At 70.8% G+C, this 22,952-nt stretch carries 17 protein-coding genes, 1 tRNA gene and 3 pseudogenes; 11 read left to right on the plus strand and 10 right to left on the minus strand.

From position 1 onward, the window contains the following. A partial coding sequence (locus SCWH03_RS29900) for a DUF5372 family protein (RefSeq protein WP_216854740.1) occupies positions 1-74 on the minus strand: 74 nt, incomplete at its 3' end. A 5-nt stretch (positions 75-79) separates the two neighbouring features. Here SCWH03_RS29900 and SCWH03_RS16230 point away from each other — a divergent pair. Next, positions 80-460 (plus strand): integrase core domain-containing protein, encoded by a 381-nt coding sequence (locus SCWH03_RS16230; protein WP_272491073.1) that lies wholly within the window; start codon positions 80-82, stop codon positions 458-460. 53 nt (positions 461-513) lie between these two features. Here SCWH03_RS16230 and SCWH03_RS16235 read toward each other — a convergent pair whose 3' ends face one another. From SCWH03_RS16235 to SCWH03_RS16250, 4 genes are all read right to left on the minus strand, one after another. Next, positions 514-1,365 (minus strand): S-methyl-5'-thioadenosine phosphorylase, encoded by an 852-nt coding sequence (locus tag SCWH03_RS16235; protein ID WP_173264973.1) that lies wholly within the window; start codon positions 1,363-1,365, stop codon positions 514-516. A 614-nt stretch (positions 1,366-1,979) separates the two neighbouring features. After that, on the minus strand, positions 1,980-2,354 hold the full coding sequence (locus SCWH03_RS16240) for an FmdB family zinc ribbon protein (RefSeq protein WP_173264974.1): 375 nt from the start codon (positions 2,352-2,354) through the stop codon (positions 1,980-1,982). A 68-nt stretch (positions 2,355-2,422) separates the two neighbouring features. Next, positions 2,423-3,583 carry an MFS transporter gene (locus SCWH03_RS16245; protein ID WP_308788876.1) on the minus strand — a complete coding sequence of 387 codons (1,161 nt, stop codon included), beginning with the start codon at positions 3,581-3,583 and terminating at the stop codon, positions 2,423-2,425. A 1,085-nt stretch (positions 3,584-4,668) separates the two neighbouring features. Beyond that, positions 4,669-6,207, minus strand: coding sequence for a potassium/proton antiporter (locus tag SCWH03_RS16250; RefSeq protein ID WP_173264975.1), 1,539 nt, complete (start codon positions 6,205-6,207; stop codon positions 4,669-4,671). A 193-nt stretch (positions 6,208-6,400) separates the two neighbouring features. Here SCWH03_RS16250 and SCWH03_RS16255 point away from each other — a divergent pair, with 193 nt between their 5' ends. Then, on the plus strand, positions 6,401-9,400 hold the full coding sequence (locus SCWH03_RS16255; protein WP_173264976.1) for a penicillin acylase family protein: 3,000 nt from the start codon (positions 6,401-6,403) through the stop codon (positions 9,398-9,400). Here the strand turns inward: SCWH03_RS16255 and SCWH03_RS16260 are convergent. Next, positions 9,390-9,995, minus strand: a complete 606-nt coding sequence (locus SCWH03_RS16260; RefSeq protein WP_173264977.1) for a 5-formyltetrahydrofolate cyclo-ligase — start codon at positions 9,993-9,995, stop codon at positions 9,390-9,392. The two genes, SCWH03_RS16255 and SCWH03_RS16260, sit on opposite strands and share 11 nt — an antisense overlap. A gap of 93 nt (positions 9,996-10,088) precedes the next feature. Between SCWH03_RS16260 and galU the strand changes: the two genes are divergently transcribed. The 7 genes and pseudogenes from galU to SCWH03_RS16295 all read left to right on the plus strand — a co-directional run bounded on the left by galU (position 10,089) and on the right by SCWH03_RS16295 (position 15,792). Further along, positions 10,089-10,991, plus strand: coding sequence for a UTP--glucose-1-phosphate uridylyltransferase GalU (galU, locus tag SCWH03_RS16265; protein ID WP_173264978.1), 903 nt, complete (start codon positions 10,089-10,091; stop codon positions 10,989-10,991). Positions 10,992-10,994: 3 nt separating this feature from the next. Continuing rightward, a complete protein-coding gene (locus SCWH03_RS16270) occupies positions 10,995-12,455 on the plus strand; it encodes a molybdopterin molybdotransferase MoeA (RefSeq protein WP_173264979.1) in 1,461 nt (486 codons plus the stop codon). 55 nt (positions 12,456-12,510) lie between these two features. After that, positions 12,511-13,002, plus strand: coding sequence for a cyclic pyranopterin monophosphate synthase MoaC (gene moaC, locus SCWH03_RS16275; protein WP_173264980.1), 492 nt, complete (start codon positions 12,511-12,513; stop codon positions 13,000-13,002). Next, positions 12,999-13,574 (plus strand): annotated as a pseudogene (locus SCWH03_RS16280) (MogA/MoaB family molybdenum cofactor biosynthesis protein); the annotation flags it as partial. The gene moaC and the pseudogene SCWH03_RS16280, both read left to right, overlap by 4 nt. Before the next feature lie 203 nt (positions 13,575-13,777). After that, positions 13,778-14,383, plus strand: coding sequence for a GNAT family N-acetyltransferase (locus SCWH03_RS16285; RefSeq protein WP_173264982.1), 606 nt, complete (start codon positions 13,778-13,780; stop codon positions 14,381-14,383). A gap of 141 nt (positions 14,384-14,524) precedes the next feature. Continuing rightward, positions 14,525-15,586, plus strand: a complete 1,062-nt coding sequence (sepX, locus tag SCWH03_RS16290) for a divisome protein SepX/GlpR (RefSeq protein WP_173264983.1) — start codon at positions 14,525-14,527, stop codon at positions 15,584-15,586. A 132-nt stretch (positions 15,587-15,718) separates the two neighbouring features. Further along, a tRNA-Ala gene (locus SCWH03_RS16295) sits at positions 15,719-15,792 on the plus strand. Between the two features lie 294 nt (positions 15,793-16,086). On the opposite strand, the gene SCWH03_RS16300 is transcribed toward SCWH03_RS16295, so the two are convergent. The 4 genes and pseudogenes from SCWH03_RS16300 to SCWH03_RS16315 form a co-directional block, all read right to left on the minus strand. After that, positions 16,087-17,793, minus strand: coding sequence for an IS1182 family transposase (locus tag SCWH03_RS16300; RefSeq protein WP_173264984.1), 1,707 nt, complete (start codon positions 17,791-17,793; stop codon positions 16,087-16,089). Between the two features lie 208 nt (positions 17,794-18,001). Next, positions 18,002-18,996 (minus strand): annotated as a pseudogene (locus SCWH03_RS16305) (IS5 family transposase). A gap of 75 nt (positions 18,997-19,071) precedes the next feature. Next, the gene (locus SCWH03_RS16310; RefSeq protein ID WP_173264985.1) at positions 19,072-19,476 is read right to left on the minus strand and encodes a hypothetical protein; all 405 of its coding nucleotides are present in this window, start codon (positions 19,474-19,476) and stop codon (positions 19,072-19,074) included. A 116-nt stretch (positions 19,477-19,592) separates the two neighbouring features. Beyond that, positions 19,593-19,778, minus strand: a complete 186-nt coding sequence (locus tag SCWH03_RS16315; RefSeq protein ID WP_173264986.1) for a hypothetical protein — start codon at positions 19,776-19,778, stop codon at positions 19,593-19,595. A gap of 93 nt (positions 19,779-19,871) precedes the next feature. Here SCWH03_RS16315 and SCWH03_RS29095 point away from each other — a divergent pair. Further along, positions 19,872-20,210, plus strand: a pseudogene (locus SCWH03_RS29095) (ISAzo13 family transposase); the annotation flags it as partial. A gap of 691 nt (positions 20,211-20,901) precedes the next feature. Beyond that, positions 20,902-22,164 (plus strand): MFS transporter, encoded by a 1,263-nt coding sequence (locus SCWH03_RS16325; RefSeq protein ID WP_173264988.1) that lies wholly within the window; start codon positions 20,902-20,904, stop codon positions 22,162-22,164. Positions 22,165-22,952 lie beyond the last annotated feature (788 nt).

Genomic DNA, 22,952 nt, shown 5'->3' on the forward strand with positions numbered 1-22,952 from the left:
CGCCAGCACTGACGGCGCTCGATGAACTCCAACTCCCGTCCAAACAGCGGGTGGAACGGGTGCGTCACCCGCACCCCGCCTGCATCTCCAGAGTCCGGAACCTGAGCAGTCGACGGATCACGCCAACCCCTACAGCGAGGCCCAGTTCAAGACCACGAAGTACATGTCCGACTATCCCGAACGGTTCGACTCCCTGGCCCACGCCCGCGAGTGGTTCGACGCGTTCATCGCGTACTACAACCATGAGCACCGGCACTCGGGCATCGGCTGGCACACACCCGCATCCGTCCACTTCGGCACCGCCGATGAGGTCCGCGACCAGCGGGCCGTCACCCTTGCCGAGGCATACGCCCGCCACCCCGAACGCTTCGGCCGACGCCCCCGACCACCCCAGATACCCCAGACCGCTTGGATCAACGACCCGGCCAAGCGCAGGGAACCCGCACCACAAACCTCATAGCATCACAACCGTCTCATTGGACTTGAAATCTTCCGGCCCGGCCCCTCCACGTGCTACGGCAGCGTAATGCCCGTCTTCAGGCCGTTCAGCGCGCTCGTGCAGCGGCAGTGGCGTTCCTCGTTCGCAGGCAGTCCCGCCACTGCGTCGAACAGCACGTCCCGCAGCCTGTCCACGTTCGCGGCGAAGACCGCGAGCACTTCCTCGTGAGAGACGCCCTCGCCGCTCTCCGCCCCGGCGTCGAGGTCCGTCACCAGGTTCATGGACGTGTAGCAGAGCTCCAACTCGCGGGCGAGCGCGGCCTCGGGGTGCCCGGTCATCCCCACCACCGACCAGCCCATGGCGGCATGCCAGCGGGACTCGGCGCGGGTGCCGAAGCGCGGTCCCTCGACCACGACGAGCGTTCCGCCGTCGACCGGCTCCCAGCCGCGTCCCCGCGCCGCAGCCAGTGCGGCTTGCCGCCCCGTCGGGCAGTAGGGGTCGGCGAGGGACACATGGACGACGTTCGGCACTTCGCCGGTCGTGAGCGGCTCACCGTCGAAGTAGGTGTCGGCCCGGGACTTGGTCCGGTCCACCAACTGGTCGGGAACGAGCAGGGTTCCGGGTCCGTGCTCCGGCCGCAGGCCGCCGACGGCGCACGGCCCGAGCACCTGGCGTACGCCCACCGACCGCAGGGCCCACAGGTTGGCGCGGTAGTTGATGCGGTGCGGCGGCAGGCGGTGGCCCCGGCCGTGCCGGGGCAGGAAGGCGACCTTCCGTCCCGCGATCTCACCGAAGAACAGCGAATCACTCGGGCTGCCGTAGGGCGTGGTGACCTCGGTCTCGGTCACGTTCTCCAGAAAGGAGTAGAACCCCGAGCCGCCGATGACGCCGATCTCCGCACGCTCTGCGCTCTCTGTGTTGGCCATGGCCGTCACAGTAGCCGTGCTCGTACGCGGGCCGGTATCCCTCCCCCGCGCCGCACACCATGCCCGGACCCCTCGCAGTTGCCTCCCGCGTCCGGTGCCGTCCGGTGCCGTCCGGCGCCGGACGGCACCGGACGGCACCGCACCTGTGGGTCGCCCGGCGCTTCGGGGGCGCCGCCCCGCCGGACGACCGCGCGTCACGCCGGGCTTACCGTGCCGCCCCGGGTGCTGCCGACGGACCCGCCGGCCACCGCACGCTGCTGTCCGGCGGCGGTCGCCATCGGCTCCGCCCGCCCCGGTCCGCCGGCCGCTGCGCCGTATCCCCTGCCTGCGGACGGACCCTCGCCGCTCCCGCCGACCGCTCACCGGGCGTCCTGCTCTCGGGATGCGTCGTACGAGCTCGGCGGGTGCGCGGAGGCGGGCCACAGGGTCGGGTCCACAGGGTCAGGGTCGGGTACGGGGGCATGCGGGAGCGCGGACGAGAGCGCGGAAAGGGGTGCACAGCAGAAGCGCGGAAGTACGAGAGCGCGGAAGGCGGAAGTACGAGAGCACGGGAAGGGGCCCATGCGGAAGGTCCCCGCCGCCCGGAGGCTGCGGGGACCCTGCGAGTCCAGGGATCAGGCGGCCGTCGTGCTGCCGGATGTGGTGGACGACGACGAGCCGGAGGAGGCGGCCGCGGACTTCGAGTCCGACGACGCCCCTGATGACGACGCCCCTGATGACGACGAATCCGACGACGAGGACGTGGAAGAAGTCCCGGACGCGGACCCCTGGGACTTCGCCGACGCGGTCGACTGCGTGCTGCCCGAGGAGGAGCTGCGGCTGTCGTTGCGGTAGAAGCCGGAGCCCTTGAAGACGATGCCGACGGCCGAGAACACCTTCTTGAGGCGTCCGTGACAGCCCGGGCACTCGGTCAGGGCGTCGTCGGTGAACTTCTGCACCGCCTCGAGGCCCTCGCCGCACTCGGTGCACTGGTACTGGTACGTCGGCACTTGTCTTCCTCCTGGCACTCTCACTCGATGAGTGCTAACGATGGTCCATATTGACGTATTCCCCCGTCTCAGTCCACCGTCACGGGCACTCGGTGACCGACACCACGTGCGACCGTCAGGGTGTGTGGGCGCGGCACCAGGCGGGAACGCAGCGCCACCAGGGTGGCCAGGGCGAGCACGGTGCCCGCCAGCGGTACCAGGAAACCGGCGGCCGAGCCGTGGGTGTCGGCGAGCCGGCCGGCGACGGTCACCGCTGCCGCCTGGCCGAGAGCCACCGATCCGGTCAGCCAGGTGAAGGCCTCCGTCCGCGCCGACGCCGGCACCAGCGGTTCGACCAGCGTGAAGCCGCCGATCAGCGCGGGCGCGATGAAGACCCCGACGACCAGTCCGAGACCGCCGAGCAGTACCGCGGAGTGCGCCGTCCAGAGCAGCGACGCGGCGAGTGCCAGGCCCGCGTAACCCGCTACCATGCGCCGCCGGGGTCCGGACTTCCACGCGATCGCGCCCACGGCGATTCCCGCGAGCATGTTGCCCGCGGCGAACAGCCCGTAGAGCAGACCGTTCATACCGGGCTGACCGATTTCCTGGGTGAACGCGGTGAGCGAGACCTGCATACCGCCGAAGACGGAACCGATGCCGAGGAAGGCGACGGCGAGGACCCGGACGCCGGGCACCGACAGTGCCGAAGCACGCTTCGCCCGCCCGCCGGGGCCGGGGCTGCCGAAGGCCGGCTGCGTGCGGCGCTGGGCGGCGAACAGCAGACCGCCGGCCAGGGTCAGTCCGGCCTCGGCGATCAGTCCGGCGGCCGGGTGGACGCCGGTGCACAGGGCGGTGGCGAGGACCGGTCCGACCACGAAGGTGAACTCGTCGGTGACCGACTCGAACGCCGCGGCCGTGGGCATCAGCCGGGACCCGCCGAGCCGTGCGGCCCAGCGGGCCCGCACCATCGGGCCGACCTGCGGGACCGAGGCGCCGGTCGGTACCGCGGCGGCGAAGAGCGCCCACAGGGGGGCGCCCGCGAGCGCCAGCGCGGTCAGCGCTCCGACGGCAGCTGTGTGCACCAGCACACCGGGTACCAGCACGGCCCGCTGCCCGAAGCGGTCGGCGAGCCGGCCGCTCTGCGGGGCGAAGAGCGCCATGGAGACGCCGGTGACGGCGGCGACGGCTCCGGCGTCTCCGTACGAACCGGTGGTGTGCTGGACGAGGAGGACGATGCCGATCGTCAGCATCGCGAACGGCTGCCGGGCGGCGAACCCGGGGAGCAGGAAGGTCCACGCGCCGGGAGTGCGGAGCAGCTGCCCGTAGCCGGGGCGCCGGCCGCCGGTCGAGGGCCCGGACAGTGGCCGCCTGCGCGACGGCGAGGACGGCGAGGCCGACGGAGATGACGAGTGTGACGGCGAGGACGGCGAGGACGGCGACGGGGACGAGGACGAGTGAGGCGACGGGGACGAGACGGATGACGAGGGCGAGAACGAGGGCGACGGCGCCGGGGGAGCGTTCGGGGGCGTGCCGGTAGGCGTGCCAGGAGTGACCGTGGACTCCACGGCCCTTGCCTTTCTGCCGCCTGGTAGCGCTTTCCCGGGGTGCCGGGGATCGCCGAGAGCTGTCCTCTTGCGCGGAACTGCGGTGGATACCGGGCCCCGCTGCGGGGGGTCACTCGGCCGCCATACGGTCGCGCCAGCTCTGCGTCAGGCAGAGTTGGTCGATCAGTGCGCCTTCATGTTACAGGGCCCGTCGATGGGCCGCCTCGGATTGCGGCAGCGCAACGTGAGCGGCACCTGGGATTGACCTGGGGTGCGGAGGCTCCGGGCGGGATACCGCCCCCGCGGGGGCGGTATCCCGCCCGGGGAGTTCGCGCAGGGCGGCCTCTCCCGCCGCCGGCCCATGTGCCTGCCCCGCGGCATGGTCCTGTGCCGATCCCGGGAGCGCCCGGGGAGTTCGCCCGGGGCCCCGCCTCGCGCGGGTGCTGCCGTACCGCGGCTGCCCCTCGGTCGCTTGTCGGTGCTGCGTGCTGCGTGCTGCGTTCTGCGTTCTGCGCGGTGCTGCGCGGTGCTGCGCGGTGCTGCGCGGTGTTGTCCGGTGCTGCGCGGTGCTGTGCGGTGCTTCGCTCTGTTGCGCGGTGCTGTGCTGCCCCGTGCCGTATCGCGGCTGCCCTCGCGGCCTCGGCCCAGCCCCGTGCCGGTCTCTCCCGTACGAAGGGCTTACCGGCCCGATCAGGCCCCGGGGCCCCTGATCGATCCACCTCCGGCCTTTCCGCTGAGGCCTGCCTGGGAAGGGGGTCTCGACGGGTCGAGGTCCTCTCCGAGAGCAGACCCTAACCGCGCGTCCCCAGCCAGCCGGCCAGTTTGCCGCCCTGTCCCACCGCCCGCAGCCGTGCCTCGGCCGCGTCCCGCACCGGGTCGGTCGCCACCACCAGCAGTTCGTCGCCGCGCCGCAGGACGGTCGTGGGACTCGGTACGAAGCTCTTGCCCTCGCGGACGACGAGTGTCACGGCGGCGCCCGGGGGCAGCCGGAGTTCGCCGACCTCCACGCCGTGCATACGGGACTCCTCCGGGATCGCGACCGACAGCAGATGCCCGCGCAGCCGCTCCAGCGGCGCCGACTCGATTCCCAGGTCGGCGGCCTCCGGGCCGTCCCCCAGCTTGAGCGCCTTCGCCATCCAGGGCAGCGTCGGCCCCTGGAGCAGCGTGTAGACGACGACGAGCACGAAGACGATGTTGAAGATTCGTTCGCTGCCCTCGATCCCGGACACCAGCGGAATGGTCGCCAGGATGATGGGCACGGCGCCGCGCAGTCCGGCCCACGACATCAGGGTCTTCTCGCGCCATGGGATGCGGAACGGCAGCAGGCTGATGAAGACCGACAGTGGCCGGGCCGCCATCGTCAGCACCAGCCCGATGACCACGGCGGGCCAGAAGTCGCGCAGCAGCTCGCTCGGGGAGACGAGCAGTCCGAGCAGGACGAACATCCCGATCTGGGCGATCCAGCCGAGTCCGTCGGCGAATCCGCGGGTGGCCGGCCAGTGGGGCAGTCTCGAGTTCCCGAGCACCATCGCCGCGAGGTAGACGGCGAGGAAGCCGCTGCCGTCGGCGAGGGCACCGACGGCGTAGGCGGTCACCGCGATGGCCATCACGGCGATCGGGTACAGGCCGGACGCGGGAAGGGCGACATGGCGCAGCCCGAGCGCGCCGAGCCAGCCGACGGCGAGACCGATCGCGGCGCCGATCGCCAGCTGCAGCAGGATTTTTCCGATGAGGATGTACCACGCCTCGACGGGTTCGGTGGTGGACAGCGCGATGACGAGGATGACGACGGGAGCGTCGTTGAAGCCGGACTCCGCCTCGAGGACACCCGTGGTGCGGGCGGGGAGGGGCACCCTCCGCAATACGGAGAAGACCGCGGCGGCGTCCGTCGAGGAGACGACCGCGCCGATGACCAGTGCCTGCCGCCATTCCAGTCCGACCAGGTAGTGGGCTCCTGCGGCCGTGACGCCGACGCTCACGGCGATGCCGACGGTCGACAGCATCGCCGCCGCGGGCAGGGCCGGTCTGATCTCCTTCCACTTGGTGCTCAGACCGCCCTCGGCCAGGATCACCACGAGAGCGGCATAGCCGATCACCTGAGTGAGTCCGGCGTTGTCGAACTCGACGGCGAAGATGCCGTCCTGCCCGATCGCGATGCCGATGCCCAGATAGAGGAGCAGGCTGGGGAGCCCGCTCCGGGAGGAGATGCGCACGGCCACGACGGCGATGAGCAGGACGAGCGAGCAGATGAGCAGAAGTGCGTTGAGCTGGTGGACAGTCAGCGGCCGATCCTTCCCTCGTGCGCCTGCCGGATCGTGCCTCCGGCACACGACACTTCGTTACCTTACCTAATCTTTAACGCAATCTTGACGCTCCCATGGCCGATTTCCCTTGTTGATCGCCAGTAAGTTCGAATGCCGCGGGGGTGATGCAGCGTTACTGATACCGCGTCCGGACCCGCCGATCGCTGCGCCTAAGGTTGCTCCTGCACCTCCAGGATCACCCTGCCCTCGAAGGACAGCGATGCCCTCCAACACAACCGCCTCCTCCGCCGAGAAGCCAGCCAGGAGGCGGGGCCGCCGCGCCCGCCTGATCGTGCTCGCCCTGGCCCTGGCGCTGGTCGCGGGTGTCGGCGGCGGTGCTTACTGGGGCGTCGGCACCGTGCGCGCGTCCTTCCCGCAGACCACCGGGACGATCAGGCTCGACGGCCTGTCGGCCCCGGTGGACGTCAAGCGCGACGCCAACGGGATTCCGCAGCTCTACGCGAGCACCGACGAGGACCTGTTCCGCGCGCAGGGCTTCGTGCACGCGCAGGACCGCTTCTGGGAGATGGACGTGCGCCGCCACGTCACGGCGGGCCGGCTGTCCGAGATGTTCGGTGCGGGGCAGGTCGAGACGGACGCCTTCCTGCGCACCCTCGGCTGGCACCGGGTGGCTCAGCAGGAGTTCGACGAGAAACTCGCGCCCGAGACCAAGAAGTACCTCCAGGCCTACGCCGACGGCGTCAACGCCTACCTGGCGGACCGTGACGGAGCCGACCTCTCGCTGGAGCACGCGGCCCTGGGGCTCACCGGCGACTACCGGCCGGAGAAGTGGACGCCGGTCGATTCGGTCGCCTGGCTGAAGGCGATGGCCTGGGACCTGCGCGGCAACATGCAGGAGGAGATCGACCGCTCGCTGATGACCAGCCGGCTGACCGAACAGCAGATCGAGCAGCTGTACCCGGCGTACCCGTACGACCTGCACCAGCCGATCGTTACGGCCGGTGCCGTGGACGAGGGCGCCGGGAAGTGGGACCCGGAGGCGGAACCCTCCACGGATGCCCGGAACTCCTCGGGTTCCCCGGACTCCCCGGACTCCCCGGGGTCCTCGGGCTCCTCGGACTTCTCCGGTTCCGCGGGCGCCGGATCGTCGTCGCAGGGAGGCGGAACAGCCGACGGCGGTGCGGACGCGGTAGCCGGCCCGGAGGACGCTCCGGGCAGCGGTCCGGACAGCACCTCGGAAGGCGGCTCGGCCAGCGGCTCGGGCAGCGCCTTGAGCAGCGGTTCGGACACCGGTTCGGACACCGGTTCGGACACCGGGTCGGACACCGGGTCGGACACCGGGTCGGGCAGTGACCAGGGCACACAGACGCAGCTCTCCGGCCTCTCCGACGTGCTCGACCGGATCCCGGCCCTGCTCGGCCCGAACGGCAGCGGCATCGGTTCCAACTCGTGGGTGGTCTCCGGCGCGTACACCACCACCGGGAAGCCGCTGCTCGCCAACGACCCCCACCTCGCGCCGCAGCTGCCGTCGCTGTGGGCCCAGATGGGCCTGCACTGCCGCGCCGTCTCGGACACGTGCTCCTTCGATGTCGCCGGGTACACCTTCTCCGGCATGCCGGGCGTGGTCATCGGCCACAACCAGGACATCGCCTGGGGCTTCACCAACCTCGGTGCCGACGTCACCGACCTCTACCTGGAGAAGGTCTCCCAGACGGGGTGGTTGTCCGGCAGCCGGACCAAACCCTTCAAGGTCCGCGAGGAGACGATCAGGATCGCCGGCGGCGGCAGCAAGAAGATCACCGTCCGGGAGACCGACCACGGACCGCTGATCTCCGACCGCAGCTCCGAGCTGGAGCGGGTCGGCGAGCGGGCACCGGTGACGACCCCGGCCCCCGACCGCGGCAACGGCTTCGGGGTGGCGCTGCGCTGGACGGCGCTGGATCCGGGCAACTCCATGGACGCGGTGTTCAAGCTCAACCGGGCGAAGGACTTCGAGGGCTTCCGCGCTGCGGCGAAGGACTTCGAGGTCCCCTCGCAGAACCTGGTCTACGCGGACACCGAGGGCAACATCGGCTACCAGGCTCCCGGGAAGATCCCGGTCCGGGCCGAGGGCTTCGACGGCTCGATGCCCGCCCCGGGCTGGAACCCGACCTCCGGTTGGAAGGGGTACATCCCCTTCGACGAGCTGCCGTACGAGTACAACCCGGAGCGCGGCTACATCGTCACCGCCAACCAGGCCGTCGTGGACGACGGGACGTACCCGTATCTGATCACCGGGGACTACGGGTACGGCTCCCGGAGCCAGCGGATCCACGACCTGATCGAGGCGAAGACCAAGGACGGCGGGAAGATCTCGACCGACGACATGCGCACCATGCAGACGGACAACCAGAGCGAGATCGCCAAGCTGCTGACTCCGCACCTGCTGAAGATCGACGTCTCGGACCCGTATGTGCGGGAGGCGCAGAAGCTGCTGGAGGGCTGGGACTACACCCAGGAGCCGGATTCCGGGGCCGCCGCCTACTTCAACGGCGTCTGGCGCCATGTGCTCAGGCTGGCCTTCGGCAACAAGCTGCCCAAGGAGCTGCGGATCCGGGGCGAGTGCCTCAACGTCCGTCCGGCCGACAGCACCGGCCCGGTCGACGACCTGAACTCGCTGGTGCGCGAGTGCGGCCAGCGCGACGCGGACTCGGCCCAGCCGGACGGCGGCGACCGCTGGTACGAAGTGGTCCGCGCGCTGATAGACGTCGAGGACAGCGAGTGGTGGCAGGCGCCGAGGACCCGCAAGGACCCGGCCACGACCACCCGTGACGAGCTGTTCGCCCGGGCAATGAAGGACGCACGCTGGGAGCTGACGGCCAAGCTCGGCAAGGACGTCGGCAGCTGGAGCTGGGGCAGGCTGCACCAGCTGACGCTGAAGAACCAGACGCTGGGCACCTCCGGCCCCGGCGTACTGCGGTGGATGCTCAACCGCGGCCCGTGGAGCCTCGGCGGCGGAGAGGCCGCGGTCGATGCGACCGGCTGGAACGCGGCCGCCGGCTACGACGTGACCTGGGTCCCGTCGATGCGGATGGTCGTCAACGTGGGCGACTGGGACAAGTCCCGCTGGATCAATCTGACGGGTGCCTCCGGCCACGCCTACAGCGACCACTACACCGACCAGACCGACAAGTGGGCCAAGGGCGAACTGCTCGACTGGGCTTACACCGGCAAGGCGGTCGAAGCGGCGACGGAGGACACGCTGGTGCTCAGGCCGTAGGCCGGTCCGCGAAGCGGTGGACGCCCTCCGGGGTCACCGCGGCGTGTACGGGGTGGTCGTGCGGTTCCTCCGGGACCCGGGCGACCACCTCGTGTCCGTACAGCAGCACGACGAGGGCGGGACGGGCCCCGGCCGCCTCCAGCCGGGCGAGGACCCGGTCGTACGAGCCGCCGCCGCGGCCGAGCCGCATGCCCCGCTCGTCCACCGCGAGTCCCGGCAGCAGGACCGTGTCCGCCTCCAGTACGGCCCTCTGTCCCAGCGGCGGACCCGCGGGCTCCGCCAGGCCGCGACGGGCCGGTACCAGGCGGTCCGGCCCCTCGTACACCGCCCAATCGAGGTCGTTGTCGTCCAGCAGTACCGGGAGGAGCACCCGCACGCCCCGCGTGCGCAGCGCGTCGAGCAGCGTGCGCGTGCCGGGTTCGCGCCCCACGGAGACATAGGCGGCCACGGTGCGGGCGCCCGCCAGCTCCGGAAGCTCCACTGCGCGGCGGGCGAGAACCAGCGACGACTCGCGGACGTCTTCAGCGGACAGCAGGCGTCGTGCGTCGAGCAGTTCACGTCGAAGCGTGCCCTTTCCTGACATCTCGGAGCCCATGGCAACCTCGCAATCACCTGTCAATATGACCGTATGGGGAGGAGTTAAGCGGACCCTCATCTTCTTCCCATAGCCACCGGATATGGTGCCCGCATGAGTGAGTCGCACCCCAGGATCAGCAAGGCCGTCATCCCCGCCGCAGGCCTCGGCACCCGGTTCCTGCCGGCCACGAAGGCCACTCCCAAGGAGATGCTGCCCGTCGTCGACAAGCCGGCGATCCAGTACGTGGTAGAAGAGGCCGTCGGCGCAGGCCTCTCGGATGTTCTCATGGTCACCGGGCGCAACAAGCGCCCCCTGGAGGACCACTTCGACCGCAACTACGAACTGGAGGAGGCGCTCAGCCGCAAGGGCGACGCCGCGCGCCTCGCGCGGGTCCAGGAGTCCAGCGACCTCGCCACCATGCACTATGTGCGCCAGGGCGACCCCAGGGGCCTCGGCCACGCCGTCCTGTGCGCCGCGCCCCACGTCGGCGAGCAGCCCTTCGCGGTACTCCTCGGTGACGACCTGATCGACCCCCGCGACCCGCTGCTGTCCCGGATGGTCGACGTCCGCGAGCGCGCGGGCGGCAGTGTCGTCGCCCTGATGGAGGTCGAGCCCTCCCAGGTCCACCTGTACGGCTGCGCGGCCGTGGAGGCCACCGGCGAGGACGGTGTCGTCCGGGTCACCGGGCTGGTGGAGAAGCCCGACCCGGCCGAGGCCCCCAGCAACTACGCGATCATCGGCCGCTACGTCCTCGACCCGGCCGTCTTCGGGATACTCCGCGAGACCGGGCCGGGCCGCGGGGGCGAGATCCAGCTCACCGACGCCCTGGAGACGCTCGCCGCCGACGAGGCGATCGGCGGGCCCGTGCACGGCGTCGTCTTCAAGGGCCGCCGCTACGACACCGGCGACCGCGGCGACTATCTGCGGGCCATTGTCAGACTCGCGTGCGAACGTGAAGACCTGGGCCCGGACTTCCGAGCCTGGCTTCGCCGTTATGTCACCGAGGAGATGTAGCACGTGAGCAGCACGGCAGCACCCGGCACGGGCTCCGGCCCCGCCACCCCGGCCGGGGACGGACCGGCCGGGCAGGTCCCCGGCGGCCGGCGGGGCCTGTGGTCGGTGGACGACCATCTGGCGGATGTCCTCGGCGCGATCCAGCCGCTGGACCCGATCGACCTTCCGCTGTCCGACGCGCTGGGCTGCGTGCTGGTGCAGGACGTCACGGTCACCGTGGCACTGCCGCCCTTCGACAACAGCTCGATGGACGGTTACGCGGTCCGCGTCGCCGACATCGCCCGCGCGGGCGAGGACGCCCCCGCCGTGCTCACCGTCGTCGGGGACATCGCCGCGGGCAGCGGCGAGGCACGCACCGTCGGCCCCGGGCAGGCCGCCCGGATCATGACCGGCGCCCCGCTGCCGCCCGGTGCCGAGGCCGTCGTCCCCGTGGAGTGGACCGACGGCGGCACGGGCGGCGGGCCCGCCACGGCCATGCGCCCGGCCGGCGCCGCCCCGCAGGGCGCGACGGGCGAGGTGCGGGTGTACCGGCCCGCGGCGCCCGGCGCCCATGTGCGCGGCCGCGGCAGCGACGCCCGGGCGGGCGACCTCGCCCTGCCGGCGGGCACGGTCCTCGGGCCGCCGCAGATCGGCCTGCTCGCCGCGATCGGCCGCGGCACGGTGCGGGTGCGGCCGCGGCCCCGGGTCGTCGTCCTGTCCACCGGCAGCGAACTCGTCCAGCCGGGAGAGAAGCTGGGCGCGGGCAGGATCTACGACTCCAACAGCTTCGCGCTCACCGCCGCCGCCCGCGAGGCCGGGGCCATCGCCTACCGGGTCGGCGCGGTCACCGACGACGCCGACGAGCTGCGCGCCACCATCGAGGACCAGCTCATCCGCGCCGATCTCCTGGTCACCACGGGCGGGGTCAGCGTCGGGGCGTACGACGTGGTCAAGGAGGCGCTGTCCGCCGCCGCCGAGGATGAGCCGGGTGCGGACGAGCCGGGTGCGGAGGAGCCGGGTGACGAGGAGCGGGGCGGCGGGGTCGGGCCGGGCGGGCGGCCTCGCCCTGCCGGCGGGGTCGACTTCCGCAGGCTCGCCATGCAGCCGGGCAAGCCCCAGGGCTTCGGCACCATCGGCCCCGACCGCACCCCGCTGCTCGCCCTGCCCGGCAATCCCGTCTCCTCCTACGTGTCCTTCGAGCTGTTCGTCCGCCCCGCGATCCGCGCCCTGATGGGCCTGGAGGACGTGCACCGGCCGCGGGTGCGCGCGGAGCTCCGCACGGACGAGGCGCTGACCTCGCCCGAGGGGAGGCGGCAGTTCCTGCGCGGTGCCTACGATGCGGAGAAGGGCACCGTCGCCCCCGTCGGCGGCAGCGGGTCGCATCTGGTCGCGGCCCTCGCCCGGGCGAACGCGCTCATCGTCGTCCCCGAAGGCACGACCACCGTCGAGCCGGGCACGGAGACGGAGGTGGTCCTGCTCGGATGAGCGCGAGGCCGTGGCGGTAGCGTGTCTCACCACACAGTGACCGGGAGCCACAGCCATGAGTGCGCAGCGAGGACTGACCCATATCGACGAGGCGGGCGCGGCCCGTATGGTCGACGTCTCGGAGAAGGACGTCACCGCGCGCACCGCGCGGGCGAGCGGCCGGGTCCTGGTCTCGCCGCGCGTCGTCGAACTGCTGCGGGGGGAGGGCGTCCCGAAGGGCGATGCCCTCGCCACCGCCCGGATCGCGGGCATCATGGGCGCCAAGCGCACACCTGACCTGATCCCGCTGTGCCACCCGCTGGCGATCTCCGGAGTGAAACTGGATCTCTCGGTGGCCGACGACGCCGTCGAGATCCTCGCCACCGTGCGGACGACCGATCGCACGGGCGTCGAGATGGAGGCCCTGACCGCGGTGTCCGTGGCCGCGCTGACGGTCGTCGACATGGTCAAGGCGGTCGACAAGGCCGCCGTGATCACCGACGTCCGGGTCGAGGAGAAGTCCGGCGGGAAGTCCGGCCACTGGTCCCGCCCGGAGGCCGGGCGATGACCCCGCGGGCGGGGGAGGCGCACGGCCCCGCTGCCGGCGGGGCGTCCGGTTCCGGGCCCCGGGCCGCCGGGCCGGTTCACCCGCCGCGCCGAGCGCTCGTCGTGACCGCCTCCAACCGGGCCTCGGCGGGGGTGTACGAGGACCGGGGCGGACCCCTTCTGGCCGAGGGACTCGCGCGGATGGGCTTCCAGGTCGACGGCCCCCGGGTGGTTCCCGACGGGGAGCCGGTCGAGAAGGCCCTGAGGGAGGGCGTGGCAGCCGCGTACGACGTCATCCTCACCACCGGCGGTACCGGGATCTCGCCCACCGACCGCACCCCGGACGCCACCGCCAGGGTCCTCGACTACGAGATCCCCGGCATTCCCGAGGCGATCCGCGCCCACGGTCTCGCGAAGCTGCCCACCGCGGCGCTGTCCCGGGGCCTCGCCGGGGTCGCGGAGCGCACCCTGATCGTCAATCTCCCGGGGTCCTCGGGCGGCGTGCGCGACGGGCTGGCCGTGCTGTCCCGGATGCTGCCGCACGCCGTGGACCAGCTGCACGGCGGAGACCACCCGCCGTCGGCCGCGAAGCCTGAACCGGCTGAACCGGCTGAACCGGCCGTACCCGCCGAGCCGGCCGAACCGCCGGAACGGGTTGAACCGGCCGTGCCCGCGGCGCCGCCCGAACCTGCCGGGCCCCCCGCGACCACCGCGCCCACCGTGCCCGCCGTGCCCGCCGAACCCGCCGGGCCGTCGGGCTCCGCAGGGAGCCCCCGCTGAACATCCACTCCTGGCCCGTGGTCCTGGCGGACGGAGACGTGACCCTCCGCCCGATAAAACTGCGTGACCAGCGGGCATGGCGGGAAGTGAACCGGCGCAACAGGGAGTGGCTGCGCCCCTGGGAGGCGACCGTCCCACCGCCGGCTCCCGGCGGGCCGGTCGTGCAGCGCCCCACGTACCGGCAGATGGTGCGCCATCTGCGCGCCGAGGCCAATGCCGGGCGCATGCTGCCGTTCGTGGTCGAGTACCGGGGCGGCCTCGTCGGCCAGCTCACCGTCGCCGGCATCACCTGGGGCTCGATGTGCTCGGGCCACGTCGGCTACTGGGTCGACCGCGAGGTCGCCGGCCGGGGGGTGATGCCCACGGCCGTGGCGCTGGCGGTCGACCACTGCTTCCACCGCATCGGCCTGCACCGTGTCGAGATCTGCATCCGTCCCGAGAACGGGCCGAGCCGCAGGGTGGTGGAGAAGCTCGGATTCCGCGAGGAAGGGCTCCGCCCGCGCTATCTCCACATCGACGGAGCATGGCGGGACCATCTGGTGTTCGCGCTCACGGCGGAGGAGGTTCCCGGGGGGCTCCTGCGCCGCTGGCATCACGCGCGATCCGCCCGACACGAGAAATGAAATAGGCGTTCGAATTTCGCCGCTCCTCGATCGCCCGTTGATCTGAAGAATCGCAAAAAAGGCAGTCGGATCAGCCAGATCGTGCGACACACCGGGCCGATTGGCCGATGCGCCCGCGCGAATCCCTCTACGGTGTGATGCGTGAGCAGCAGCGGCCTCATTTACGCAGTCATCGTCGGGGCCTGGGCCGCCTACTTGGTGCCGATGTGGCTCCGCAGGCAGGACGAGCTCAACGAGGCCCGTCCGACCGAACGCTTCAGCACCGCCATCCGGCTGCTGTCCGGACGGGCGGGAATGGAGCGCCGGTACGCCAAGGAGCTGCGCGAGCGCACCACCGAGGACGACCCCGCCACCGACACCGGCACCGCCCCGGCGTCCGAGACGGACCGGCTGAGTTCCGTCGACGTCCGGGAGTTCGCCGCGCCCCCGGCCAGGACCGAGGCGCGGGTGGCCGTGCCGCCCGTCCCGGCCCGGTCCCGCAGGGAGCGGGCACCCCGGCCGAACGGCACCGCGGCAGCGGAACGCGCCCGGCGCTCCAAGGTGCTCGCCCGCCGCCGTCGCACCACCGTGCTCCTCTTCCTCGCCTTCACGCTCGGCGCGATCGTCGCCGCCGTCGGCGGACTGGGCCTGCTGTGGGCGCCGGCGGTCCCCGCGCTCCTCCTCAGTGCCTATATCGCCTATCTGCGGGCCCAGGAGCGCCGCCGTTTCGTGTACGTGATGGACCGGCGCCATGCCGAGGCGGCCGCGCAGCGGCTGCGGGAGACCCGCTCGCGCCGCCGGCCCGTCGCCGCCCGCGACCAGGACGACGCGGCCCCGGCACGGCCCGAACCCGAGCCGGCCCCCGCGGTCTCGCCGCAGGAGGCGGGCCGCCGCGCCCTGGTCGAGCAGACCGACCACGCCGAGTGGGTGGACCAGCAGCGCGACCCGGGCCCCGGGCGCGGCGACAGCTGGGACCCGGTCCCGGTGCCGCTCCCCACGTACGTCACCGCACCGGTCGCCCCGCGCGCCACGAGCGGCATCGACGTCGCGGACCCGGAGACCTGGAGCTCGGCCCGCTCCTCGACGGCCGATCCGGCGGCGTCCTCCGCCCCGCAGCCCCCGCGCCAGCGCACCACCCCGCCGCGCCGCACCCGTGAACACGGCCGCACGCCGCTCTTCGACCAGTACGCGGACGAGGACCGGCCCCGCGCCGCGAACGAGTAGCGGCCCCCGGCCGACGGGTGGCGCCACCGGGCCGGGCAGGCGTCCGGGCCTCCGGGAATCCGCCCGGCCCGACCAGCGAGGAACGGATTTCCAAGCACCCCGATCGGGGTGCTAAGGTTTCACCCGTTGCAAGGGCCTGTGGCGCAGTCCGGTAGCGCACCTCGTTCGCATCGAGGGGGTCAGGGGTTCAAATCCCCTCAGGTCCACGCAGGCGCCGTTCTTGAGCTAGCTCAAGGCCGGTTGACGAAATCCCGTTTGATCTTCGGATCGGGCGGGATTTTCGTCGTTTGTGGGGTGTGTTCGAGGGTGTTCGGGGTGGTGAATGGCGGAGGCCGGGCGTCGTCGGCGTGCGGGAAGCCTGCCGCGCCGTGTTGGGAGCAGCACGGCCAGCCCCGAGGGCGCGGGGCTGGCCGTGATCGCGGTGTGTGGTTGTTCAGCGTGTGGGGCTGTTTCAGCTCGGCGGGGGCCGTCCAGGGCGACTCTGGTGCGCAATTCGTGTGTCAACTGGCGAGTTTGTAGCTGAGTCGGGTGAGGTGGCTGCTGCGTGAGCGGTCCAGGGGCTGCCCGGCCCAGTGGGCGTCGAGTCGCACGATGTTGATGGCGGTGGCGGAGAGGGCGTGTTGGAGGCGGACCTTGGGCAGTCCGCGGTAGCGGGCCTGGCGGATCCCGGTGACGTCCAGGGCCTGGTTGACGGTGCCCTCCACCCCGGCCCGCAGCTTGTACCGGGTCTTGAAGGAGTCGGTCTTCTGCACGGCGCGGGCGGCGGCGAGGGTTTCGTGCAGTTCCTTCGGCCGCAGTGTGAGCATGCGGTTGCCGCGGGCCGCTGCGGTGCACTTGCCGCGGGAGGGGCAGGTGCGGCAGTCGGCCTTGGCGAATTCCACGACGATAGCGTCGCGGCCGTGCTGGGTGACGGGATACCAGCCGCTGCTGGTCCGTCCTTCGGGGCAGCGGGCCTGGCGGGTCTTCCAGTCGACGGTGAAGGCGGCCTTGTCGAAGCCGCTCGCGGCTTTGGCCTCTGCCGAGTGGTCGAGCGGGGCCGGGGTGACCATGTCGGTGCCCTGCTTCGCGGCGTCGTGGATGAGGTCGGCGGAGGGGTAGCCGGAGTCCAGGTAGTGCTCACCGGGCCGCAGTCCGTGCTCGTCGAGCCGCTGCTGGATGGGGGCGGTAGCCTTCACGTCCGGCACGGTGGCGTCGGTGGTCATCACATCGGTGATCAGGTTCGGAGGCAGGATGCCGCCCCCGGCTTCGGCTTCGGCCGGAGCGTGGCAGCTCTCGGTCAGGTGGATCTTGTAGCCGCACCAGAACAGGTCTTCGCCCTTGGCGGCCCAGCGTGCGTCGGTGTCGTAGGGGGAGGCCAGGCGGATACTGCCGGGCGGGACGCCGCCTGTCTCGGCCTCCCGCTTCCTGACCACCTCCCGCCCGCGCGCATCGGTGTGCAGGTAGTAGGTCTGCACCAGCACCTGCGGCAGGGTCTGCACGGCCTCGATGTCGCGGATCCAGGGCGGGGCGGCAGGCGCGTAGGCCGCCCGGCACAGCGTCAGGGCGTCCTGGCCGAAGACGTGGGCCAGCTTCTCGCGCTTGGTCTGGGACGACGGCATCGTCCAGCCGTTGATCCGCTCGCCGTAGCGATGGGCGAACTCCGCCACGTCGATTGTGTCCGACAACCAGGACGGTGCCGCGACCGCGAGTGCTTCCAGGGCCGCGCGGACGCTCTCCCCGGCCAGCTCCGTGCGGTTCAGGTCCCGCACCGCGCTGATGACGTGGGTGGCGTCGGTGCGCTGCTTGCCACCGGCGGCCACCAGGCCGGCGTCCTTGCAGTACTCCAGCAGCCGGTCGAACACCACTCGCTCCAGGCCGTGTTCGGCAAGGCAGGCGCGGGAGCGGGGCGGCACGGTGTGGTCGAAACCGGTGTCGGCGAGCTCCATCCCGAGGGCGTACTTCCAGTCGATGGCCCGCACCGTCATGGCCGCGGCCTGCCGGTCGGTCAGGTTCTCAGCGAACTGCAGCACCGTCACCAGCGACAACACACCCGGCGACAGCCCAGGGGTGCCGCGCGTACCGAACGCCTCGGCGAACGGCTCGTCGGCGAACACCTCGGCCAGCCGGTCGCGGACCCGTATCGGCAGGCTCCCTTTGGGGAAAGCCTTGCGGGCGATCTTCGCGGTCTGCTCCGGTACCGGTGGCAGGGCCTTGGGCTGCATCGACATCTCTCACCCCTGCGGCCGAGGAACGGGGAACCGGCCGCAGGGCCGATCACGCCGCGGCCATCGGACTCCGCGTCAGGAATTGCGCACCAGAGTCGCAGATCCACTCAAAGACTCATGAACCGACCACTAAGACGAAGTGCCCCGCCCCGGCCGAGCCGGTTGGGGCACTTCGCATTGCCGTGCTTCTAGGGCCTGTTCCAGGTTCGGATCATGTCGGTCGGAGGCTGCGGATCCAGATCATGGCACCGCGTAGGTGGAGTCCGGCAAGGTAGCTGGTGGCGGTCTTGTCGTAGCGGGTTGCCAGGCCCCGCCACTCCTTGATCTTGTTGATGCAGCGCTCGACGGTATTGCGGTCCTTGTACAGGTCCGGGTCGTGACTGACCGGTCGGCCGCCGCGGGAACCCTTCTTCTTGCGGTTGGCGGCCTGGTCGGCCTTCTCCGGGATGACGCCGCGGATGCGGCGTCGCCGCAGGTAGGCGCGGTTGGCGCGGGAGGAGTACGCCTTGTCCGCAGCGACGGCGCCGGGCCGGGTGCGCGGGCGGCCGACCGGGCCACGCACCTTGATGCGCTCCAGTACCGCAACGAAGCGGGGGCTGTCGCCGGCCTGTCCCGGTGTGACGACGAACGACAGCGGCCGGCAACGGCGTTCGGCCGCGAGGTGGGTCTTGGTGGTCAGCCCGCCCCGGGAACGACCCAGTTCAGCCGCACGCAGCCGGGCTCTGCGCCGCCGCCGTAAACGCCGCCGCTCCTCACGCGTCACATCGTCGCCGCCTTCGTCCGGCGGAGCCACCGGTGCGCTTTGTCCCTTTCTTGAACCCCCTTTTCCTCGGCGACGGCCTTCTCCAGCCCGTCCAGCAGTTCGGGATCGACGGCCATCCCTGCCGCGTGATGATGAGCGCGCGCGACCGTGGAATCCACGCTGACCAGGTCGAGATCGACCTGCCCACGAGCCGCCGCCTCGGCGATCATTGCCTCCATCAGCGTCTGGAAGGTCCCGGCCACCGCCCACCGCTGGAACGCGCCGTAGACGGTCGACCATGAGCCGTATTCCTCAGGAACATCCCGCCAGGGGGCCCCGGTCCTGAACCGCCACATCACGGCGTTGAACAGCCGCCGCAGGTCAGGGACCGGGCCGCGCTCGCCCACCGGCAAGAACGGCTCGACCAACCCCCACTCGCCATCCGAGAGATCACCACGCGCCATCCTCGACAACTACCAGAACCAGGCCGCCCGGCACCGGCGAATCCCCAAACCTATGATCCGAACCTGGAACAGGCCCTAGCGCTGTTCCCGCCGCTTCTTGCGGTGCGTGGCGATCGAACCGAGGTCGGACCTCATGTGGGGCGGTACGACGAACTTCGGCGCGTTGAAAAGGACGACGCAGACTTCGCATGCCAGGGCACCCAGGACCGTCACCAGAGCGATGACGAAGACGACGGTCCAGGCGCCCGACATGTCCACATCGGTCAGGCCCATGAACAGCAGCACCGTGATGCCCCACAGCGAGCCTGAGGTCAGGGCGAGCGAGCGTACCTCGCCCCGCTTGACCTCCTTGCCGAACGGCATGAAGGCAAAGGTGTTCATGAAGTGTCCGACCAGGCTGGGGTCCTTCCACAGCCGGACGCACTGCCAGGTCATGAAGGCGGACCCGAGCGCGAAGAGGAGCCCGAGGGCGTACTGCATGGCGTGCTCTCTCCCGTTGTCCAGTGAGCTTCCCCGTTTGCGGGGGACCGCCGGGTGGGCTCCGAGGGTATGTCATCGTCTCGGGAGCCCACCCGGCGCTGTTCTCCGGCCTGCGATCAGCCGAACAGCTTCTTCCAGCCCTTCGTCATCGCGTTGTTGATGGGCCCGGTGGCCAGGATGCCGGTGACGGCTCCCGCGGCGGCGCCGATGGCGCCGCCGACGACGGTTCCCACGCCGGGCGCGATGGCCGTGGCGATCGTCGCGCCGAGCGTGGCTCCCAGCTTGGTCGCGCCGATGACCACACATTATGTAATGAATCCGTGACCAGAGCGAGGGCTGTGGGGCCGTCGATGAATTAGTGGGTTGCTTCGGGTAGTTTGGCTCGTTGACGTGGTATGAGGTTCTTTGAGGGATCGACGGGATTGTTACGGGCGAAGCTTGAGGCGGTGACGCCGTATCTGAACGAGCGGCAGCGCCGAATCCTCTATGGCGCGGAGGCCCGCCAGCTGGGGCACGGTGGGATCGCCGCGGTGGCGCGAGCCGCAGGGGTCTCGAAGGGCTGTGTCAGCCGGGGCCTGGCCGAACTCGACGCCGACGCGCAGTCGGGCGGGCGGGTGCGACGGCCGGGAGCAGGCCGCCCGGCCCTGGCGGACAAGGACCCGGGCCTGGTGCCGGCCCTGCTGGAGCTGGTCGAGGACAACACACAGGGTGATCCGATGAGGCCGCTGACGTGGATCGCCGATCGCCGATGCAATGTCCTGCACCTTCATCGCCCGACCCGCCCCCGCCAGCAGCACCAGCATCTGCTCTCGCGCCACTTCCCACTCCAACGGGCCGGCCGAGGCGGGCCCATCGGCAGGTACTTCCTCACCGGCAGGTTGGGGATCAGAGGCAAGGCCACGCGGCATCGGCTCGGCTGCGGGCCTCTCCGGCGCCTGCTGCGTGGCGTCGTCCTGGTTGCCGCAGTCCTCGCCGCCCAGGGACAGCAGCGTCTCCCGCGTGATCGTCAGGTGGGCCAGCCGCTCCTCGGTCACCGTGACCTTCTCGCGTAGCGTGGCCAACTCGCCACGAACAAGCGCCTCTTCCTGATCCAGACGCTCGAACAGTGGCGTCATCCCGGTCAGGCCTTCGCTTGCCGATCCCCGAGCCCTCGATGGCACTCCGAGCCCCAGCCAAACGTAGGGGCGGGCATAGCAAGATCGCAGAGGGTGACCGCAGATGTCCCCAATCGACCGCCCGTGATCGCCTTGCGCTCGCAGCGAACCGCAGATAGGCAACTCCCGCTCACCACAGCGGGTCTCATGTTCGGTCAAGGCTCACCGCTACGGGCACGGCCTGCCTCCGCCCTGATGCTCGCGGGCAGAATGTTTTCCGTACGCCGGGCGGGGACGCCCGGGTCCTGATGACGGCGGAAGGGTCAAGGGGATGGGCTGGGGCGGGGGGCGGGTCTTACGCGACCGCAATGTGCTGTTCTACCTGAGCGGTGTGGTGGTCTCGGGCTTCGGTAGCTCTGCTATGGCCCTGGCAGCCGGTGTGTGGGCCAAGTCGCTCACCGGATCGGACAGTCTGGCGGCCCTGACGACCTTCTGCGTATGGGCTCCCATTCTGTTCGGCCCGCTGATCGGGACTCTGGCCGACCGGGCGCGCCGGCGTCCATTGCTGATCTGGACCAATCTCGGCATGGCCGCGGTACTGCTGCCGCTTCTCACCGTCCACTCCAGCGACCAGATCTGGATTCTGTTTGCTGTACTGATCGTGTACGGCACCAGCTCGGTGCTGCTGGACGCGGCTGAGGCCGCACTGGTAGCGACCGCTGTACCGGAGAGACTGCGCGGCGACTTCAACGGCCTGCGGATGACGGCGAACGAGGGCATGAAACTGGTCGCCCCACTTCTGGGCGCGTTTCTGTTCGTCCAATTCGGCGGCACCGCAGTGGCCCTGCTGGACGCGTTCACCTTCGTGTTTGCCGCCATAGCTTTCGCCCTCATACGCGTGTCAGAACCCGTGCCCCACCCGGCTAAAGCCCAACGATGGAGCGCCCAGGCCGTCGAGGGAATCCGTTATCTGCGACACCACCCGGTTCTATGGCGGCTGGTGCTGGCTGGGGCCGCAACCATGGGCGTGGCCGGGCTGAACGGAGCGTCGGTCTATGCGGTGGTCGATACCGGTCTTCACCGTCCGCCCGCCTTCGCCGGCGTCCTCTACGCCGCGCAGGGCATCGGCTCCGTGGTCATCGGGCTGTTCGCCGGTGCTCTGCTGCGTCGGATGCCCGAACGGGTCTTCGCCGCAGCCGGGATCATACTCTTCGCAGTGGGCGTCGCCCTGCGCGTCATTCCCTCGGAGCCAGTTGTTCTGCTTGCCAGTGCGATGATCGGCGCGGGGCTGCCCTGCGTGCTGATCGCAGCTCTGACGGCCGTCCAGCGTGAGTCCCCGGACAATCTTCTGGGCAGAGTGGCGGCCACCGCCAACACTCTTCTCTATGCCCCCAATGCCGTTGCCCTGGCTGCCGGAGCGGGTCTGCTTGTGGTCGTGGACCACCGCGTCCTGCTACTCGTTGCCGGGGCCGCAGCGGCCATCGCCGCGATCGGCTGCCTCCTTGGTAGCCGTGGGCGGACACCGGTAGCAGCCACCGACCTCGGAGAATCAGATCGAGTCGAGAACCAGGACAGCGAGGACGTCACCAGCTAATGGGAGTCGACAGCTTTTTCGGCGACGCTGATGGTGGGAAACGATCTCTGGCCAACTGGGAAGCGACCTTCAGACTGCTTCTCCGATGCTGGGCAGACCCACTCGTGAACACCTCACGCACGGCCGTGCTTGAGTTAGCTCAGGAATCGCTCAGGAATGGTGACGAGATCCCGTCCGATCGCAAGATCGGGCGGGATCTTCGTCGTTTCGGGGGCGTTCGATGCCTGTTCGGGGTGGTGGATGGCGGCGTATCGGGTCTGGCGGGTTGCTGGTCAGGCATCTGACCGTTGCCGGGGCATGCGAACCGGCCTCGGTCGCCCGGGGCTGGTGATGGTGCTGTGTGGCTGTGATGCTGCCCGATCAGAGGTTGGCCGGTGGATGCCGCTCCATGTCGAGTGGTGTGGGGACGGAATACAGGTCGCGGCCCGGGGCAGCCGGAATGGACTCGAAATCGGCGTCGGAGAGTCGGCTGCCGGACCACTGCATGGGCTACAACGAGCTCATGGAAGTCGACCTCGGCAAACTGGGGACGGCGGTCACCGACTGGAAGCGTGTGGCCGGGGAGATGCAGCGGCTCGGCGGCGAGGCTCGCGACGGTATGAAGGCGAAGGCTGGCAAGGCACGGTGGGAGGGCGTCAACGCGGGTGTGACCCGGGACTTCGTCGGCAAGACGGTGAAGGAGTTCGCGGACCTCCACGCGGAGGCGCAGAGCATCTTCAGTGTCCTCGATGACGCGCACACCGAGCTGAAGCGCATCCAGCAGCAGGCCAGGAGCGTGACTGCCGACG

The organism is Streptomyces pacificus, assembly GCF_011766325.1.
GTDB lineage: Bacteria > Actinomycetota > Actinomycetes > Streptomycetales > Streptomycetaceae > Streptomyces > Streptomyces pacificus.

What these genes read in the sequence shown, in the direction of transcription:
- galU (WP_173264978.1), top strand. Translation starts at nt 10,089, where the DNA reads ATGAGTGAGTCGCACCCCAGGATCAGCAAGGCCGTCATCCCCGCCGCA.
- SCWH03_RS16325 (WP_173264988.1), top strand. Translation starts at nt 20,902, where the DNA reads ATGGGCTGGGGCGGGGGGCGGGTCTTACGCGACCGCAATGTGCTGTTC.
- SCWH03_RS16310 (WP_173264985.1), bottom strand. Translation starts at nt 19,476, where the DNA reads ATGCAGTACGCCCTCGGGCTCCTCTTCGCGCTCGGGTCCGCCTTCATG.
- SCWH03_RS16245 (WP_308788876.1), bottom strand. Translation starts at nt 3,583, where the DNA reads ATGCTGACGATCGGCATCGTCCTCCTCGTCCAGCACACCACCGGTTCG.
- SCWH03_RS16235 (WP_173264973.1), bottom strand. Translation starts at nt 1,365, where the DNA reads ATGGCCAACACAGAGAGCGCAGAGCGTGCGGAGATCGGCGTCATCGGC.
- SCWH03_RS16255 (WP_173264976.1), top strand. Translation starts at nt 6,401, where the DNA reads ATGCCCTCCAACACAACCGCCTCCTCCGCCGAGAAGCCAGCCAGGAGG.
- SCWH03_RS16300 (WP_173264984.1), bottom strand. Translation starts at nt 17,793, where the DNA reads ATGTCGATGCAGCCCAAGGCCCTGCCACCGGTACCGGAGCAGACCGCG.
- SCWH03_RS16260 (WP_173264977.1), bottom strand. Translation starts at nt 9,995, where the DNA reads ATGGGCTCCGAGATGTCAGGAAAGGGCACGCTTCGACGTGAACTGCTC.
- moaC (WP_173264980.1), top strand. Translation starts at nt 12,511, where the DNA reads ATGAGTGCGCAGCGAGGACTGACCCATATCGACGAGGCGGGCGCGGCC.